The 15053-nt window shown below is 71.7% G+C and carries 16 protein-coding genes; 11 read left to right on the forward strand and 5 right to left on the reverse strand.

Annotated elements, in window-relative coordinates; translation table 11 throughout:
- Positions 1 to 33 precede the first annotated feature (33 nt).
- The 4 genes from hpnE to hpnA are packed head-to-tail and all read right to left on the reverse strand — an operon-like array spanning position 34 to position 4104.
- The gene (hpnE, locus tag ABIC30_RS11180; protein ID WP_091679133.1) at positions 34 to 1335 is read right to left on the reverse strand and encodes a hydroxysqualene dehydroxylase HpnE; all 1302 of its coding nucleotides are present in this window, start codon (positions 1333 to 1335) and stop codon (positions 34 to 36) included.
- On the reverse strand, positions 1335 to 2186 hold the full coding sequence (hpnD, locus tag ABIC30_RS11185; protein WP_020090629.1) for a presqualene diphosphate synthase HpnD: 852 nt from the start codon (positions 2184 to 2186) through the stop codon (positions 1335 to 1337). The genes hpnE and hpnD overlap by 1 nt, the downstream gene beginning before the upstream one ends.
- Positions 2183 to 3079, reverse strand: coding sequence for a squalene synthase HpnC (hpnC, locus tag ABIC30_RS11190; protein ID WP_103984922.1), 897 nt, complete (start codon positions 3077 to 3079; stop codon positions 2183 to 2185). The genes hpnD and hpnC overlap by 4 nt, the downstream gene beginning before the upstream one ends.
- The gene (gene hpnA, locus ABIC30_RS11195) at positions 3076 to 4104 is read right to left on the reverse strand and encodes a hopanoid-associated sugar epimerase (RefSeq protein ID WP_354454949.1); all 1029 of its coding nucleotides are present in this window, start codon (positions 4102 to 4104) and stop codon (positions 3076 to 3078) included. Before hpnA ends, hpnC begins: the two co-directional genes overlap by 4 nt.
- 519 nt (positions 4105 to 4623) lie before the next feature.
- Between hpnA and rpsF the strand changes: the two genes are divergently transcribed.
- The 10 genes from rpsF to ABIC30_RS11245 all read left to right on the forward strand — a co-directional run bounded on the left by rpsF (position 4624) and on the right by ABIC30_RS11245 (position 13483).
- Positions 4624 to 5085 (forward strand): 30S ribosomal protein S6, encoded by a 462-nt coding sequence (rpsF, locus tag ABIC30_RS11200; protein ID WP_020090632.1) that lies wholly within the window; start codon positions 4624 to 4626, stop codon positions 5083 to 5085.
- Between the two features lie 3 nt (positions 5086 to 5088).
- Entirely contained in the window at positions 5089 to 5340 is a 252-nt protein-coding gene (gene rpsR / locus ABIC30_RS11205) for a 30S ribosomal protein S18 (protein WP_007561044.1), read from the forward strand.
- A gap of 128 nt (positions 5341 to 5468) precedes the next feature.
- Positions 5469 to 6518: a DUF2232 domain-containing protein gene (locus tag ABIC30_RS11210; RefSeq protein WP_234082062.1), complete on the forward strand. Its 1050-nt coding sequence runs from the start codon at positions 5469 to 5471 to the stop codon at positions 6516 to 6518.
- Positions 6519 to 6559: 41 nt separating this feature from the next.
- Positions 6560 to 7132 carry a 50S ribosomal protein L9 gene (gene rplI / locus ABIC30_RS11215; protein WP_020090634.1) on the forward strand — a complete coding sequence of 191 codons (573 nt, stop codon included), beginning with the start codon at positions 6560 to 6562 and terminating at the stop codon, positions 7130 to 7132.
- Between the two features lie 312 nt (positions 7133 to 7444).
- A complete protein-coding gene (locus tag ABIC30_RS11220) occupies positions 7445 to 8932 on the forward strand; it encodes a replicative DNA helicase (RefSeq protein ID WP_020090635.1) in 1488 nt (495 codons plus the stop codon).
- Positions 8933 to 9158: 226 nt separating this feature from the next.
- Entirely contained in the window at positions 9159 to 9608 is a 450-nt protein-coding gene (locus ABIC30_RS11225) for a cupin domain-containing protein (RefSeq protein ID WP_354454952.1), read from the forward strand.
- Between the two features lie 10 nt (positions 9609 to 9618).
- Positions 9619 to 10521, forward strand: a complete 903-nt coding sequence (locus ABIC30_RS11230) for an SMP-30/gluconolactonase/LRE family protein (protein ID WP_354454954.1) — start codon at positions 9619 to 9621, stop codon at positions 10519 to 10521.
- Complete coding sequence (locus ABIC30_RS11235) at positions 10518 to 11432, forward strand: VOC family protein (RefSeq protein WP_103984924.1); 915 nt, start codon at positions 10518 to 10520, stop codon at positions 11430 to 11432. Before ABIC30_RS11230 ends, ABIC30_RS11235 begins: the two co-directional genes overlap by 4 nt.
- Positions 11433 to 11513: 81 nt before the next feature.
- Positions 11514 to 12416, forward strand: coding sequence for a prolipoprotein diacylglyceryl transferase (gene lgt, locus ABIC30_RS11240; protein ID WP_091977746.1), 903 nt, complete (start codon positions 11514 to 11516; stop codon positions 12414 to 12416).
- Positions 12413 to 13483, forward strand: coding sequence for a class I SAM-dependent methyltransferase (locus ABIC30_RS11245; RefSeq protein ID WP_354454957.1), 1071 nt, complete (start codon positions 12413 to 12415; stop codon positions 13481 to 13483). Before lgt ends, ABIC30_RS11245 begins: the two co-directional genes overlap by 4 nt.
- 41 nt (positions 13484 to 13524) lie before the next feature.
- Here the strand turns inward: ABIC30_RS11245 and ABIC30_RS11250 are convergent, their stop codons facing one another.
- Positions 13525 to 13716: a hypothetical protein gene (locus tag ABIC30_RS11250; protein WP_012322302.1), complete on the reverse strand. Its 192-nt coding sequence runs from the start codon at positions 13714 to 13716 to the stop codon at positions 13525 to 13527.
- A 144-nt stretch (positions 13717 to 13860) separates the two neighbouring features.
- On the opposite strand from ABIC30_RS11250, the gene pgeF reads away from it, so the two are divergent.
- A complete protein-coding gene (gene pgeF / locus ABIC30_RS11255; RefSeq protein ID WP_103984926.1) occupies positions 13861 to 14628 on the forward strand; it encodes a peptidoglycan editing factor PgeF in 768 nt (255 codons plus the stop codon).
- Positions 14629 to 15053: the final 425 nt, after the last annotated feature.

Here is a 15053-nt window from a genome sequence, read left to right on the forward strand (position 1 = left end):
CTCGAACGACCGCCTCGCGGCGGAAGCCATGCCTCAAGCTGCGCCGCGCACCTGGGTTCCAGCACGCGCGGCAGATCCCGCACGCAAGGAACGTGCGGCCGTCTGGCCAGAGCGGATCGCTCCCTCGATCGTCGACGGCAGGCCGGTGGCGGTCCAATCGCCTGCCAGGACGAGATTGTCGTAGGCGGTTTCGGCCTTCGGGCGCCGCGCGGCTTCCGCCGGCGTCGCCGCGAAGGTCGCACGCTTCTCCTTTACGATCTGCCAGCTGGGCAGGTCGGGTGCAAGGTTGCACAACTGTGCGATCTCGGCCCAGATCTGCCGCGCGAGGTCTTCGCGGGGCACGTCGAGGAGCCGGTCGGCACCGCTGATCGTGACCGAATACCGGTCGGGATAGGCGAAAAGCCACTCCGTGAGGCTGTTGACCACGCCGAGGACGAGCGGGCTGCCGGGCTTCGGCACCAGCGCGAAATGCGCGTTCACGATAGAGCGGAATTCCACCGGTGCGAGGAGACCGGGCAACACCTCCCGGGCGACCCACGGCGGCAGCGCCAGCACGACGCCGTCCTCCGGACCGAGGGTCTCGGCACCGTCCGAGAACACGAGCTGCCCGACGCGGCCGTCCGCGAGGTCGAGGCCGCGCAGGCGCCGGCCGAGGCGGATCTCGCAGCCGCGGCTCGTGAGGTAGCGGATCGCCGGATCTACGAAGGCGTAGGACAGCCCTTCGACGGCCACGAGCGGGCGGCAGGCCTTGCCGCCCGCCCCCAGGGTCTCGCGCAGGATCCGCGCCGCCAGTCCGACGTCGCTGTCGCGGGGCTCGGTGTTGAGGGCCGCGAGCAGCACCGGGTGCCAGAGGCGCCGGTAGAGCGTGCCCTCGCAGGCCATGTGGGCGCCGATCGTGCCGCCCGCGCCCTCCGCCTTGCCGGAGGCCGCGCGCAGGATCCCGAGGGGCGCGAGGTAGTCCCGCGCCCGGGTGCCGGGGACGCGGCGGGCCGGGCTCATGACCCACCAGGGCAGCCGCCCGGCATTGGGCCGAAGCCGCCAGCGCTCGCCGGTCTTCAGGTCGGCGAAGTCGAACTCCGCCACGTCCGGCCCCACCAGGGCGTCGGCCGGCGCGCCGATCGTCCGGAGGAACCCGAGGGAATCGGCGTTGCCGGACAGGAGCAGGTGGTTGCCGTTGTCGATGGTCAGGCCGAGGGCCGGGTCGTAGTACGAGCGGCAGCGGCCGCCGGCCTGCTTGGCGGCCTCGTGCAGGACCACCCGGGCGCCGGATTCGGCGAGCGCGACGGAAGCGGCGAGGCCGGCGAGGCCGGCGCCGACGACGTGGACGGTGCCCATCAGATCAGGCCGTGCCGGACGACGACGCCCAGCAGCGCGAGCTTGCCGGGCTTCACCCGGGCGCGGGGCATCGCCCAGCCGCGCGCGAGGACCGCCTTGAGGTAGAGGTGATAGGCGGCGGCCATCAGCCGGGCGGCCTTGGTCGCCTTGCGGGGGCTGCGCCGGATAATTTCCCAGGTCGCCTGGTAGTGATCCTCGGCCTCGCGGGCGAGGGAGATGCAGACCTCGCCGATGCGGGGGTGGCCGATCGCCTCTGCCGGCGTCGGGTCGGTGAGGCCGATCGCCCGGAGCTTCTCGCGCGGCAGGTAGAGGCGGCCGCGCTCGGCATCCTCGTCGATGTCGCGCAGGATGTTGGTGAGCTGGAGCGCGCGGCCCTGGTGCCACGCCAGCCGGATGCCGTCCGCCTCCGGCATGCCGAAGATCCGCACCGACAGCCGGCCCACCGCGCTGGCGACCCGGTCACAGTAGAGGTCGAGGGTCTCGGCGTCGGGGGCGACGATGTCCTCGACGGCGTCCATCGCCATGCCGTCGATGACCGCCTGGAAATCCTCGCGCTTCAGGCCGAATCGGCGCACGGGCTCCACGAGGTCGCGCACCCGCGGGGCCGGGCGGCCGGCGTAGAGCGCGTCGATATCGGCCCGCCAGCGGTCGAGCTCGACCTGCCGGACGGCTCGGGTGCCGCCGTCGTCGGCGACGTCGTCGACGGCGCGGCAGAAGGCGTAGACGGCGTACATCGCCTCCCGCCGCTCCTTCGGCAGCAGGCGCATCGCCGTGTAGAAGGAGGAGCCGGCGGCGGGCAGCGCCGGGGCGGCGCTCGCGTGGTCCTGGGCGGGCGTGGCGGTGGCGGTCACGAGCGGATTCCCTGAGCCGCGGCCCGGACGGTCCGGCCGCGGAAGGGCCGGCGCGCCAGGGTGGCGGCGACGCCGCCCAGCGCCGTCAGCGCGAAGGCGGCCTTGCCGTGATGGACTTTCTCCGAGAGCGGGTCGCGCTCCAGCAGGCCCCGGCTCAGCACGACGGCGAGCCGGTGGATGGCGGCGATCTCCAGAGACAGGCGCAGGTCGTCGATCAGGTCCGGCAGGACCGCGCCCTCGTCGAGGAGGTCGAGGCAGCGCTGCGCCAGCTCGCGGATCGCGGCCCGGAGCTGCGGCGGCGCCTTCTCCTCCCCGAGCATCCCCACGGTGGCACCGTGGCGGTCGAGGCAATCCTGCGGGAGGTAGACCCGGTCGAGCGCCGCGAAGTCCTTGCCGCAATCCTGGAGGTGGTTGATCACCTGGAGCGCCGCGCAGATGGCGTCGGACGCCCGGTAGACCCGGGCCGGGTCTTCGCCGTGCACGTCGAGGACGTAGCGGCCCACCGGCATCGCCGAGTAGCGGCAGTAGTGGATCAGCTCGTCCCAGTCCGCGTAGCGGTTCTTGCGCGCGTCCATGCGGAACGCGTCGAGGAGTTCCAGGGCGTGCCGGGACGGCAGGCCGCGGGCCGCGAGCTCGCGCTTCAGCGGCTCGGCCTCGGGATCGGACGGCCCGGCGCCGGTGAGCGCGTCGGCGAGGCGATCGAGCAGCTCGATCTTGCGCTCGGGCGACAGGGCGGCGTGATCGGCCACGTCGTCGCCGGCGCGGACGAAGTTGTAGAACGCCAGGATCGCGCCCCGGTGGCGGGGATGGATCAGGTGCGAGGCGACGGGGAAGTTCTCGTCGCGGTGCCCCTTGCCGGAGCGCGTCGCGGTGGCGGAATCGAGGGTGCTCATGCGAGGTAGCCCGCCTCCCGGAACCACGTGATCGCGTCCGACAGGCCCTCGCGGTACGGCCGGGCCGTGTAGCCGAGTTCGGCGCGCGCCTTCCTGTCCGAGAAGAACATCCGGTAGCGCGACATGCGGATCCCGTCGATCGTCGCGAAGGGCTGCCTGCCGGTGACCCGCGCGGCGAGTTGCGCGAAGAACGCCACCGGGTAGACGGCGGCCCGGGGCAGATTCACGGTCGGCGGCTTGCGCCCGACCATGCCGGCGATGTCGGCGAGCATCTGCGAGAGGAACACGTCCTCGCCGCCGAGGATGTAGCGCTCGCCGATGCGGCCCTTGCGCAGCGCCAGGAGGTGTCCCTGGGCCACGTCGTCCACGTGGGCGAGGTTGAGCCCGGTATCGACGAAGGCCGGCATCTTGCCGAGCGCCGCCTCCTGGATGATCCGGCCGGTCGGCGTCGGCTTGACGTCGCGGGGACCGATCGGCGTCGACGGGTTGACGATCACCGCCCGCAGGCCGTCCCGGGCGACCATCTCCTCGACCACCCGCTCGGCCACGACCTTGCTGCGCTTGTAGGCGCCGATCGCGGTCTCGGGCGTCAGCGGCATGGTCTCGTCGGAGGGCGTGACGCCGTCGGCCGGCGGTTTGATCGTCGCGACGCTCGACGTGTAGACGACACGCTCCACGCCGGCCTCGAGCGCCGCGCGCATCATCAGGCGCGTGCCGTCGCGGTTGGTGCGGACGATCTCCTCCATGTCCGGCGCCCAGAGCCGGTAATCGGCCGCGGCGTGGATCAGGTAGCGCTGGCCGCGCATCGCCGCCGCCACGGCGGCCGGGTCGCGCATGTCGCCCTCGGCGATCTCCACGTCGGTCCAGGCGAGGTTGCGGCGGGGGCTCGACGCGCGCACGAGGATGCGCACCGGGAAGCCGGCCCGGCGGAACACGTCGACCAGGGCTGAGCCGAGGAAGCCGCTCGCGCCGGTGATCAGCACGGGACCGACCTCGGACGGGCCGGAAGCTGGGGCCTCTGCCATCGCGGATCTGGAGGATTACCGAAAACCAGTGCGGCCGGGGATCCCCAGCCGCGCCGCGCTTGTGTCATCGAACCGCCCGAGCGGCAAGCTTGAGCGGTGCCGGACAGGGTCGCGCCGCGGCGCGGCACGCGCCCGTGGGCGTGTTCCGCACAACAGGCGGGGCCGTCCCGGCAGGGCCCGGCACGGGACGCGCGGCCCGAATCCCCGCGGCCGCGGGGAGTTCGGGCCCGCCACCCAAGCCGCGACCCACGACGCGACCTTGCCACGACCTTGCCAGGTCGCGAAAAACCGACTATGCGCCGCCCCTCGCGTTCGCTCCGGCCGGGGGCTGAACGGACGGTGCCGCTCGCGGCACAGGGCTCTCCCAGATCCCGTCGTCCGGTGTCTCCGCCTTCGATCAACCGCTCGGGCCTGAAAATCGGCTCGAAGGGCTTGGCGCCGAGCGTAGCGCGAGATGAACCGGCCCGAATCAGCCGCCTTCCGGCGGCCGGGCTCCTTTTGACGATGAAAGGCCCGACAATGCCTCTCTACGAGCATGTGCTCTTGGCCCGCCAGGACGTGACGTCCCAGCAGGTCGAGACGATGATCGACACCTACAAGGGTGTGATCGAGCAGAACGGTGGCCGTCTCGAGAAGATCGAGATGTGGGGCGTGAAGTCCCTCGCCTACCGGATCAAGAAGAACCGCAAGGCGCACTTCGCCCTCCTCAACATCGACGCCCCGCCGGCCGCCATCGCCGAGATGGAGCGCCAGATGCAGATCTCCGAGGACGTGCTGCGCTTCATGACCATCCGGGTCGAGGAGCTCGATTCCGAGCCGTCCGCCATGATGCAGAAGCGCGACCGCGACGACCGCAAGGATCGCGAGCGCGGCCGTCGTCGCGATGACGAGGGCTTCGGCGGTGGCGGCTTCGGCGGCGACCGTGGTGACCGCGGCGATCGCGGTGACCGCGGCGAGCGCAGCTTCGGCGGGGAGGGCTAACCCATGGCATTCGGTGCTGGTGCGGGCGGCGGACGCCGTCCCTTCTTCCGTCGTCGCAAGACCTGCCCGTTCTCCGGCGCGAACGCGCCGAAGATCGACTACAAGGACGTCAAGCTCCTGTCCCGCTACGTGTCCGAGCGCGGCAAGATCGTGCCGTCGCGGATCACCGCGGTCTCGGCCAAGAAGCAGCGCGAGCTCGCCCAGGCGATCAAGCGCGCCCGCTTCCTCGGCCTGCTGCCCTACGTGATCAAGTAGGCCATCAGAACCCGCCGGCCCGGCATCTGCCCGGGCCGGCCCTCCCAGAGGGCGGCTCGCGCCGCCCGATCGTTGGGGCGCGTAGCCGCCTCTAACCCTGCCGTACCGGCAGCGGGACAGCGGAATTCATGGCACAGCACATCGGCATCGGTATCGGCGCGGGCCTCGTCTCCGCACTCCTGTTCGGGGTGCTGCTGAAGGCGACGCCGCTCGCGATCCTGCTCTACCTCGTGGCGCCGCTTCCGATCCTGATCGTCGGCCTGGGCTGGAGCCACAAGGCCGCGCTCGCCGCGGCCGCCGCCGGCAGCCTCGCGCTGGTCCTGGTGATCGCGCCCTTCCTGGGACTGGCCTTCGCGGCCTACATCGCCCTGCCCGCCTGGTGGATCGCCTACCTCGCGCTCCTCGGGCGCGAGACGCCCGCCGGCCTCGAATGGTACCCGACCGGCCGCCTGCTCGGCTGGATCGCCGCCACGGCCGCCCTCGCCTTCATCGCCATCGCGGTCCTGTCGTCGCCGAACCACGCCGCCTTCGACGCGCAGCTGCGCGGGCTCGCCCAGACCCTGGTCCAGACGCGGCTGCCCTCCGCCCGCCCGTCCCCCGAGACCCCGCGCGCAGATGCCCCGCGCGCCGACGCGCCCTCGACCGGCGGCGAGGCGGGCGGCAAGGACGGGGCGGCGACGCCCGGTCCGGCCCCGCAGGCCGACGCCGACCCGGCGGACGTGACGCGGGCCGAGGTGGCGGACGCCCTCGCCCGCGTCGTGCCCGCCTTCGCGGCGAACGGCCTCGCCCTGCTGCTGGCCTTCTACCTCTGGGCGTCGGCCCGGATCGTGAAGATCTCCGGCCGCCTGCCGCGGCCCTGGCCCGACATCCCCTCGACCGCCATGCCGCGCAGCACGCTCGTGGCGGTCGCGGCGGCCGTCGGGATGTGCTTCGCGCCCGGCTATGTCGGCGTGTTCGGGGTCGCGCTGCTCGGCGCGTTCAGCGCCGCCTTCGCCCTCCAGGGGCTCGCCGCCTTCCACGACCGCTCCCGCGGCCGGCCGGGGCGCGGGCTCATGCTGTTCGGCATGTACCTGATCCTGTTCGTGACCCAGGGCATCGCCCTGGTCGCCCTGACCCTGTTCGGCCTCGCCGACACAGCCCTCGACCGCCGACGCCCCAAGGGCGATCCGGCGCCGTGAGACCCCGGCCCGCGTGGCCGAACACCTGAAGGAGAAAGACCATGGAAGTGATCCTGCTCGAGCGCGTGGCCAAGCTGGGCCAGATGGGCGAGACCGTGAATGTCCGTCCGGGCTTCGCCCGCAACTTCCTGCTCGCCCGCGGCAAGGCCCTGCGCGCGACGGAAGCCAACAAGAAGCACTTCGAGGCCCAGCGCGCCCAGCTCGAGGCTCGCAACCTCGACCGCAAGAAGGACGCCGAGGTCGTCGCCGAGAAGCTGAACGGCCAGAGCTTCGTCCTCATCCGTCAGTCCGGCGAGACCGGCGTTCTGTACGGCTCGGTCTCGACCCGCGACCTCGCCGAGGTCGTCGCGAAGGAGGGCTTCACGGTCGATCGCGGTCAGTTCACCCTGAACCAGCCGATCAAGACGCTGGGCCTTCACACGGTCCCGGTGGTGCTGCACCCCGAGGTCGAGGTGGAGATCACCGTCAACGTCGCCCGCAGCCCCGAGGAGGCCGAGCGTCAGGCCCGCGGCGAGTCGGTGACCGAGCGCGAGGCGTTCAACCTCGACGACCTCGGCCTCGAGGTCGGTCAGGCGCTGGCCGATGCCGGCGAGGGCGCCGACGACCGCGGCTGATCCCCGGTTGCAGGCTTGACCGGCCGGCCAACCGGCCGGTCGGGCCTGCGGCGGCGTGGCCGAGCCGCGAGGCCGACCCCGCCGTGTATACCGGTGAACACTGGGGATGATGGTCCCCGAGACTTGACACGTTCCAGTTTTGTTCCAGCATGGACGCCCGCCCCTCGCGAGAGTCGGCGGGCGTCCGCTTTTCCGCGCCCCGGCCCGGCAGAACCGGCCGTCGGCTAGGCTTCGGTAACCATACCGGCGCCAAGGTCGTGCGGTGTGATCCTGGCGCGCCCGCCGCGGCGCCTGATACGGAGTCGTCCGCCGATGGCCTTGCCCAATGCGCTCACGGCCAAGCTCGAAGCGGTCCAGGCCGAGTACCGCGTCGCCCCGCACAACATCGACGCGGAGCAGGCGCTGCTGGGCGCGATCCTGGTGAACAACGACGCCTATTATCGGGTGTCGGACTTCCTGCTGGCCGAGCACTTCATGGAGGATGCCCACCAGCAGATCTTCACGGTGGCGGCCTCCCTGATCAAGGCCGGCAAGCTCGCCACGCCCATCACCATGAAGACCTATCTGGGCGACGCCGATTTCGGCGGCCAGACGGTGATGCAGTACCTCGCGCGCCTCGCCGCCGACGCGACGACGGTGATCAACGCCGGCGAGTACGGCCGCACGATCTACGACCTCGCCATCCGCCGCCGGCTGATCACCATCGGCGAGGATCTGGTGAACGGCGCCTACGAGGCGCCGGTGGAGCAGGCGCCCCGGGACCAGATCGAGGAGACCGAGCGACGGCTCTACGAGCTGGCCGAGGCCGGACGCTACGACGGCGGCTTCCAGAAATTCTCGGACGCGCTGACCGCCGCGGTCGACATGGCCGCCAAGGCCTACCAGCGCGACGGCAAGCTCTCGGGCATCGCCACGGGTCTGTCCGACCTCGACGCCAAGATGGGCGGCCTGCAGCCCTCCGATCTGATCATCCTCGCGGGCCGCCCGGCCATGGGCAAGACCTCGCTGGTGACCAACATCGCCTTCAACATCGCCAAGGCCTACCGCGGCGAGAAGCAGCCGGACGGCACGACCCGGACCGTGAACGGCGGCATCGTGGGCTTCTTCTCGCTGGAAATGTCGGCCGAGCAGCTCGCCACCCGCATCATCGCCGAGCAGTCGGGCGTGCCCTCGTACAAGATCCGCCGCGGCGATATCCGTCCGGAAGATTTCTACAAGATCACCGACGCGGCCCGGGACATGCAGACGATCCCGTTCTACATCGACCAGAGCGGCGGCATCTCGATCGCCCAGCTCGCCGCCCGGGCCCGGCGCCTGAAGCGCCAGAAGGGCCTCGACCTGCTGATCGTCGACTACCTCCAGCTCCTCTCGGGCTCGGGCAAGCGCAGCGACAACCGCGTGCAGGAGATGACCGAGATCACGACGGGCATGAAGGCGCTCGCCAAGGAGCTGGCGGTGCCGATCATCGGCCTGTCCCAGCTCTCCCGTCAGGTGGAGAACCGCGACGACAAGCGCCCGCAGCTCGCCGACCTGCGCGAATCGGGATCGATCGAGCAGGACGCCGACGTCGTCATGTTCGTGTTCCGCGAGGAGTACTACGTCGGGAACAAGAAGCCCCGCGAAGGAACCGAGGAGTTCTTCGCCTGGGAAGCCGAGATGCAGCGCGTCCACGGCAAGGCCGAGGTGATCCTCGGCAAGCAGCGTCACGGTCCCACCGGCACCGTGGAGCTGCAGTTCGACGCGAACATCACCCGGTTCTCGAACCTCGCGCAGACGGACCGGATCCCCGAGCAGATGTGAGCGTCGCGCCGTCATCGCGAGCGCGGCGAGGCGAGCCGGGCCGGCGCGCGATCGCCGAGTGTGGCGCCGGCTGGATTGCTTCGCTGCGCTCGCAAGGACGGTGAGGAGCTTTGCTGACCAGGACTCGGAGCGATGTCCCGGTCGTTCTGGCCTTCGTCGGGAGCCGCGAACCATCGCCAAGCCCGGCCGTTGTGGGAGGGTGTGTCCCGCCGCGGCAGGAGCGACGATGAGCGAGCCGACCCCTCCGAAGATGCCGTACTGGCACGTCTACACCGATGCGGAGGGTGTCAGCCGCCAGGAACTGTTCCACCTCGAGCGGTTCAACTTCGAGGGGATCAACCCCGAGACCGCGCCCCAGTGGAACGACAAGATGGATCCCGCGCCGTCGGTCGTGACCTTCACGGTCCTGCCGGTGGGCTGGGTCGGCGAGTGGCACGAGAATCCCCGGCCGCAATGGATCGCCGTCCTGTCGGGCCGCTGGTTCGTCGAGACGATGGACGGCCACCGGGTCGAGATGGGCCCGGGCGAGCTGATGATGGGCGAGGACCAGAACACGAAGGCGCGCGACGGCCGGAAGGGCCACCTGTCCGGCACGGTGGGCGACGAGCCCTGCACGATGATCGTGACCGGGCTCCAGGTCGAGCCGACCGTCAATCAGCCCGGCCGCTTCAAGTAGGGGCGGTTCCATGGACGGCTTCGAACTCACGCAGCCGCGCTTCAAGGCCTACATCCTGCCGAACGCGCCGCTGCAGAAGCTCGCAGACGGGTTCCGCTGGACCGAGGGCCCGGTCTGGTTCGGCGACCGCGACGAGCTCCTGTTCTCGGATCTCCCCAACAACCGGGTGATGCGCTGGTCGGAATCCGCCGGCCTGAGCGTCTACCGCGAGGCGAGCGACTTCGAGAACGGTCACGCCCGCGACCGCCAGGGGCGGATGCTGTCCTGCTCGCACCGCCGCCGGCGCATCCATCGGACCGAGCTCGACGGGCGGGTCACGGGCCTGGTCGAGCATTACCGGGGGCGACGCCTGAACTCGCCCAACGACATCGTCTGCAAGTCGGACGGGACGATCTGGTTCTCGGACCCGCCCTACGGCATCCAGACCGACTACGAGGGCGGCAAGCAGGAATCCGAGCTGCCCGCCGCCGTCTACCGCTTCGATCCGCGCGACGGCTCGCTGCGGGTGGTGACCGACGACTTCCAGGGGCCGAACGGGCTCTGCTTCTCGCCCGACGAGCGCAGGCTCTACATCGTCGAGACCGGGCTGCAGTTCGACACCGATCCGCTCCAGCACGTGCGCGTCTTCGACGTGGCCGAGGACGGCAGCCTGTCGGGCGGAGACGTGTTCTGCCGGATCGCGCCCGGTAACGCCGACGGCATCCGGTGCGACGAGCACGGCAATGTCTGGTCGAGCGCCGGGGACGGGGTCCACTGCATCGACCCCGGCGGCGAGCTGGTCGGCAAGATTTTCGTGCCCGCGACGGTCGCCAACCTCACCTTCGGCGGACGCAACGGCAGCCGCCTGTTTCTGTGCGCCTCGCAGGCGCTCTACGCGATCTACGTGAACGTGCGGGGAGCGCCGCTCCTGTGAGCGGCACCGCTCCCGAGGGCGGCGTGCGGGCCCTCGCGGGGTTCGGCCGCACGGTCGCGGACCTCGCCGTCACGGAGGCCTTCTACCGGGACGGGCTCGGCTTCGCGCGGGCCGCCCCGCCGGAGCCGGTTCCCGCCGCGCAGGCGGAGGCGATGGGGCTTGCGGACCGGCGCACCACCCAGCTGCGCATGCGCCTCGGCGGGCAGACCGTGACCTTCCTGGCGGTCGATCCGCCCGGCGCGCCCTACCCGGCCGATCCCGCGGCGACCGACCCGTTCTTCCAGCACCTCGCGATCCCGGTCCGCGACATGGAAGCCGCGGCCGCGCGACTGGCACGGCTCGCCCCGACGCCGATCAGCCGCGGCGGGCCGCGGCGCCTGCCGGCCTCCACGGGGGGCGTGATCGCCTACAAGTTCCGCGACCCCGACGGGCATCCCCTGGAGCTGATCTTCTTCCCCGACGGCCCCGCGGCCGCCCGCTGGCGCGACCCGCCGGGCCTGTTCCTGGGGATCGATCACTCGGCGATCACCGTCACCGACCTCGACGCCACCCTGGCCTTCCTGACCGGCCCCCTCGGGCTGGCGGTGACGGAGCGCGGCCTGAACCGCGGGCCGGAGCAGGCGCGCCTCGACGGAGTCGACGATCCGCAGGTCGACGTGATCGCCCTGGCGCCGCCGGACCCCGCGCCGCACGTGGAGCTCCTGCATTACCGCACGCCCGTGACCGAGCGGCGGCTCGTCGTCGAGCCCGCCGACCGGGCCGCCACCCGCTACCTGTTCACCGCAGCGGATCCGCGGGCCCTGTCGCGGCGCCTGCGCGAGAGCGGGCGAACGCCGCGGACCTCCGCCGACGGCACGGCAGCCTACTGCGCCGGCCCGGACGGACACGGCTTCTTGTTCGTGCGCGGCTGAGGCCTCCGTTCCGGGAGCGTGCCTCGGGCTTGACGCGTCGCCCCTCCGGCGTCCAATCCGGCCGCCCCGGAGGTGAGTTAGATGCCGCTCCTCGCCCTGCCCTTTCCGGCCATCGATCCGGTGGCGATCGCGATCGGGCCGATCACGATCAAATGGTACGCGCTCGCCTACATCGCCGGCCTGATCGGCGGCTGGTACTACGCGCGCCGCCTCGTCATGGCCGACAGCCTCTGGGGCGTGGTGAAGCGCCCGCAGGTCGTCGACATCGACGACCTCGTCGTCTGGGTGGCGCTCGGCGTCGTGCTCGGCGGGCGGATCGGCTACGTGCTGTTCTACAATCTGCCGATGTACATCGCCGATCCGTGGGAGATCCTGGCGATCCGCAACGGCGGCATGTCGTTCCACGGCGGCTTCATCGGGGCCATCCTGGCCTTCGTGCTGTTCGCCCGCGGGAAAGGTCTCAACGCCTACACGCTCCTCGATATCGGCGCCGTGGTGGTGCCGATCGGCCTGTTCTTCGGCCGGATCGCCAATTTCGTGAACGGCGAGCTCTGGGGCCGCGTGGCGCCGGACTTCCCCTACGCGATCGTGTTCCCGAGCGGCGGCCCGCTGCCGCGCCACCCGAGCCAGCTCTACGAGGCCGCCACCGAGGGCCTGCTGCTGTTCATCGTGATGGCGGTCAGCGTCCGCCGGTTCGGCTTCCGCAAGCCCGGGCTCCTCGGCGGCATCTTCGTCCTCGGCTACGCGCTGGCCCGGACCTTCTGCGAATTCTTCCGAGAGCCGGATCGCCAGCTCGGCTTCCTGTTCGGCGACCATCTCGGTCCGATGGGCGGCGGCGTGACCATGGGCATGCTGCTGTGCGTGCCGATGATGATCGTCGGCCTGACCTACATCGTGCTGGCCGCGACCGGCCGGACACGGCCCCGCCATCCGGTGGAAGCGCCGGCCGCCGAGGCCGCCCGCAAGGCGGCCGTCGAGGCGTGACCCCCCTCGGAACCGAGATCGCGGCGCTGATCCGGCAGAACGGGCCGATCGGCGTCGACCGCTACATGGCCCTCTGCCTCGGCCACCCGGTCCACGGCTACTACCGCACCCGCGATCCCCTGGGCGCTCAGGGCGACTTCACCACCGCGCCCGAGATCAGCCAGATGTTCGGCGAGCTGCTCGGTGCCTGGACAGCCTACGTCCGCGGCCCGATCGGGTCGCCGGATCCGCTCCTCCTGGTGGAGCTGGGGCCCGGCCGCGGCACGCTGATGGCGGACGCGCTGCGCGCGCTGCGGGCAGCGCTCCCGGGGGGGCGCGTGGCACCGCACCTCGTCGAGACGAGCCCGGTGCTGCGGGCCGCGCAGGCGCGCGCCCTCGCCGGGACCGGTGCCGCGTGGCACGACAGCGTCGAGACGCTGCCCGAAGGGCCGGCGATCATCCTGGCCAACGAGTTCTTCGACTGCCTGCCGGTGCGACAGTTCGAGCGCCGGCCGTCGGGCTGGCACGAGCGGCAGATCGGTCTCGATCCGGCGGGCGGCCTCGCTTTCGGCCTGTCGCCGGAGCCGGTCCCGGGCCTCGCGGCGGACGGCCCGGACGGCGCGCTGATGAGCGTGCCGGCGGCCGGGCTCGCGCTGATCCGCGCGCTGGCGCAGCGGCTGTGTTCCGAAGGCGGCGCCCTGCTGGCCATCGATTACGGCCATGTGCGTCCGGGCTTCGGCGACACCCTCCAGGCGCTGGCGGGACATCGCTTCGCCGACCCGCTGGCGGAGCCCGGCGAGGCGGACCTGACGCATCACGTCGATTTCGCCGCCCTCGCCCAGGCGGCGCGGGCCGAGGGCGCCGCGATCCACGGCCCCGTCGATCAGGGCGACTTCCTGGCCGCCCTCGGACTCGGGGCCCGTGCCGAGCGTCTGAAGGCACGGGCGAGCCCCGCGCAGGCCGCCGCGATCGACGCTGCGGCCGCGCGCCTGACCGATCCGGCCCGGGGCGGGATGGGAAGCCTGTTCAAGGTGCTGGCGGTGAGCGGCCCGTCCGTCGGGCCGCTCCCGGGATTTCCGGGGCTCTGAGCCGCCGGGACGATGCGCGGCCCCGTACGGGCCGGCTACTCTCAGCCGAAGGAGCCGAAGCCGGAATCGGTCTGGCTGGCGGGCCGCGGAGTCGGCGGCGCGGGCGGGTTGAGGTCGGTCGGGTCGAAGGCGGCGGGCTCTCCCGTGACGGGGTGGGCAGGCGCGCTCGGAATCCGGGGCTCTTCGGCCTCGGGCGTCTCTGGCAGGGCGTCGGTCTCGATCCCTCGTGACATCGCGATCCTTCTCAAGGCGGAGCCGGATCGGCTCCGTACTGCAATGCAGCAAGAATCTGACGGTTGAACGACATCGTCAAGGGTCCGCCCTTGCGCTATCGGGGCGCGACAGGGGCAAGCGCGAGGCCGACCGTGACCGCAGGCATGTTCATCGAGGCGCCGGAACTCTCCGCCCATGCGGGCGTGCGCCACGCCTTCTTCACCCGCGTCGGCGGGGTCTCCGAGGGCCTGTACGCGTCGCTCAACGGCGGCCTCGGCTCCCAGGACGCGCCGGAGCGCGTCGCCGAGAACCGGGCGCGGATGTGCGCGCAGTTCGGCCTGCCGCGGGACCGGCTCGTGAGCCTGTATCAGGTCCACTCGGCCGATGTGGTCACCGTCGAGGCCCCCTTCGCGGCGGAGCGGCCGAAGGCTGACGCCATGGTGACGCGGATTCCGGGCCTGGCGCTCGGCATCGCCACCGCGGATTGCGGGCCGATCCTGTTCGCGGATCCCGAGAACGGCGTCGTCGGCGCCGCCCATGCCGGCTGGAAGGGTGCGCTCACCGGCGTGATCGGCGCGACCGTGTCGGCGATGGAGGCGCTCGGGGCGCGGCGCAGCCGCATCGTCGCCGTCCTGGGACCGACGATCGGTCAGGCCTCCTACGAGGTCGGTCCGGACTTCGTCGCGCGCTTCGGGAGCGATGCCCCCGGCATGGAGCGCTTCCTCGGCCCCGGCACGCGGCCGGGGCACGCCCAGTTCGATCTTCCGGGCTTCATCCTGGCCCGGCTCGGCGAGGCCGAGATCGGCGAGGCCACCGCACTCAATCTCTGCACCTACGCCGATCCGGAGCGGTTCTACAGCTACCGGCGGACCACGCATCGCGGCGAGGCGGATTACGGCCGCCTGATCTCCGCGATCACGCTGGTGCCCTGACGAGCCAGTGCGGCCTCGGACAGGGGCTGCGACACTTTGTCGATTCCCGGCCCGAAAAAAAGCGTAGCCGTAAATGAACCTTGGCCATTCGACCGCGTTTAGGGGTCAAGGTGCCGGGGAAAACGGCGGGTTGCCACAAGGGGCCGCGAGAGCGGTCGGCGACACCGCGGAGCGCAAAGCAACCCTGGAACCGCTGGAACGCAGCCAGATCCGGTTCCGCAACCGTCCGCCCGTGGGACGGCGCGGACCACCAGTGAGGACCAGATCATGAAATCCATGCTCCGTGTGACCACGGCCCTCGCGGGCGTCGCCTTCGCGGGTTCGGCCTTCGCCGCCGACCTGCCGCGCCGCGCCGCCCCGCCGCCGGTGTTCACCCCCGTCCCGGTCTTCACCTGGACCGGCGCCTACTTCGGTATCAACGCCGG

Source organism: Methylobacterium sp. 1030, assembly GCF_040544715.1.
In the GTDB taxonomy this organism is placed as follows: Bacteria; Pseudomonadota; Alphaproteobacteria; order Rhizobiales; family Beijerinckiaceae; genus Methylobacterium.

Coding starts and splice junctions, on each gene's coding strand:
- hpnE (WP_091679133.1), bottom strand. CDS start 1,335: ATGGGCACCGTCCACGTCGTCGGCGCCGGCCTCGCCGGCCTCGCCGCT.
- hpnC (WP_103984922.1), bottom strand. CDS start 3,079: ATGAGCACCCTCGATTCCGCCACCGCGACGCGCTCCGGCAAGGGGCAC.
- hpnA (WP_354454949.1), bottom strand. CDS start 4,104: ATGGCAGAGGCCCCAGCTTCCGGCCCGTCCGAGGTCGGTCCCGTGCTG.
- rpsF (WP_020090632.1), top strand. CDS start 4,624: ATGCCTCTCTACGAGCATGTGCTCTTGGCCCGCCAGGACGTGACGTCC.
- rpsR (WP_007561044.1), top strand. CDS start 5,089: ATGGCATTCGGTGCTGGTGCGGGCGGCGGACGCCGTCCCTTCTTCCGT.
- ABIC30_RS11210 (WP_234082062.1), top strand. CDS start 5,469: ATGGCACAGCACATCGGCATCGGTATCGGCGCGGGCCTCGTCTCCGCA.
- rplI (WP_020090634.1), top strand. CDS start 6,560: ATGGAAGTGATCCTGCTCGAGCGCGTGGCCAAGCTGGGCCAGATGGGC.
- ABIC30_RS11220 (WP_020090635.1), top strand. CDS start 7,445: ATGGCCTTGCCCAATGCGCTCACGGCCAAGCTCGAAGCGGTCCAGGCC.
- ABIC30_RS11225 (WP_354454952.1), top strand. CDS start 9,159: ATGAGCGAGCCGACCCCTCCGAAGATGCCGTACTGGCACGTCTACACC.
- ABIC30_RS11230 (WP_354454954.1), top strand. CDS start 9,619: ATGGACGGCTTCGAACTCACGCAGCCGCGCTTCAAGGCCTACATCCTG.
- lgt (WP_091977746.1), top strand. CDS start 11,514: ATGCCGCTCCTCGCCCTGCCCTTTCCGGCCATCGATCCGGTGGCGATC.
- ABIC30_RS11250 (WP_012322302.1), bottom strand. CDS start 13,716: ATGTCACGAGGGATCGAGACCGACGCCCTGCCAGAGACGCCCGAGGCC.
- pgeF (WP_103984926.1), top strand. CDS start 13,861: ATGTTCATCGAGGCGCCGGAACTCTCCGCCCATGCGGGCGTGCGCCAC.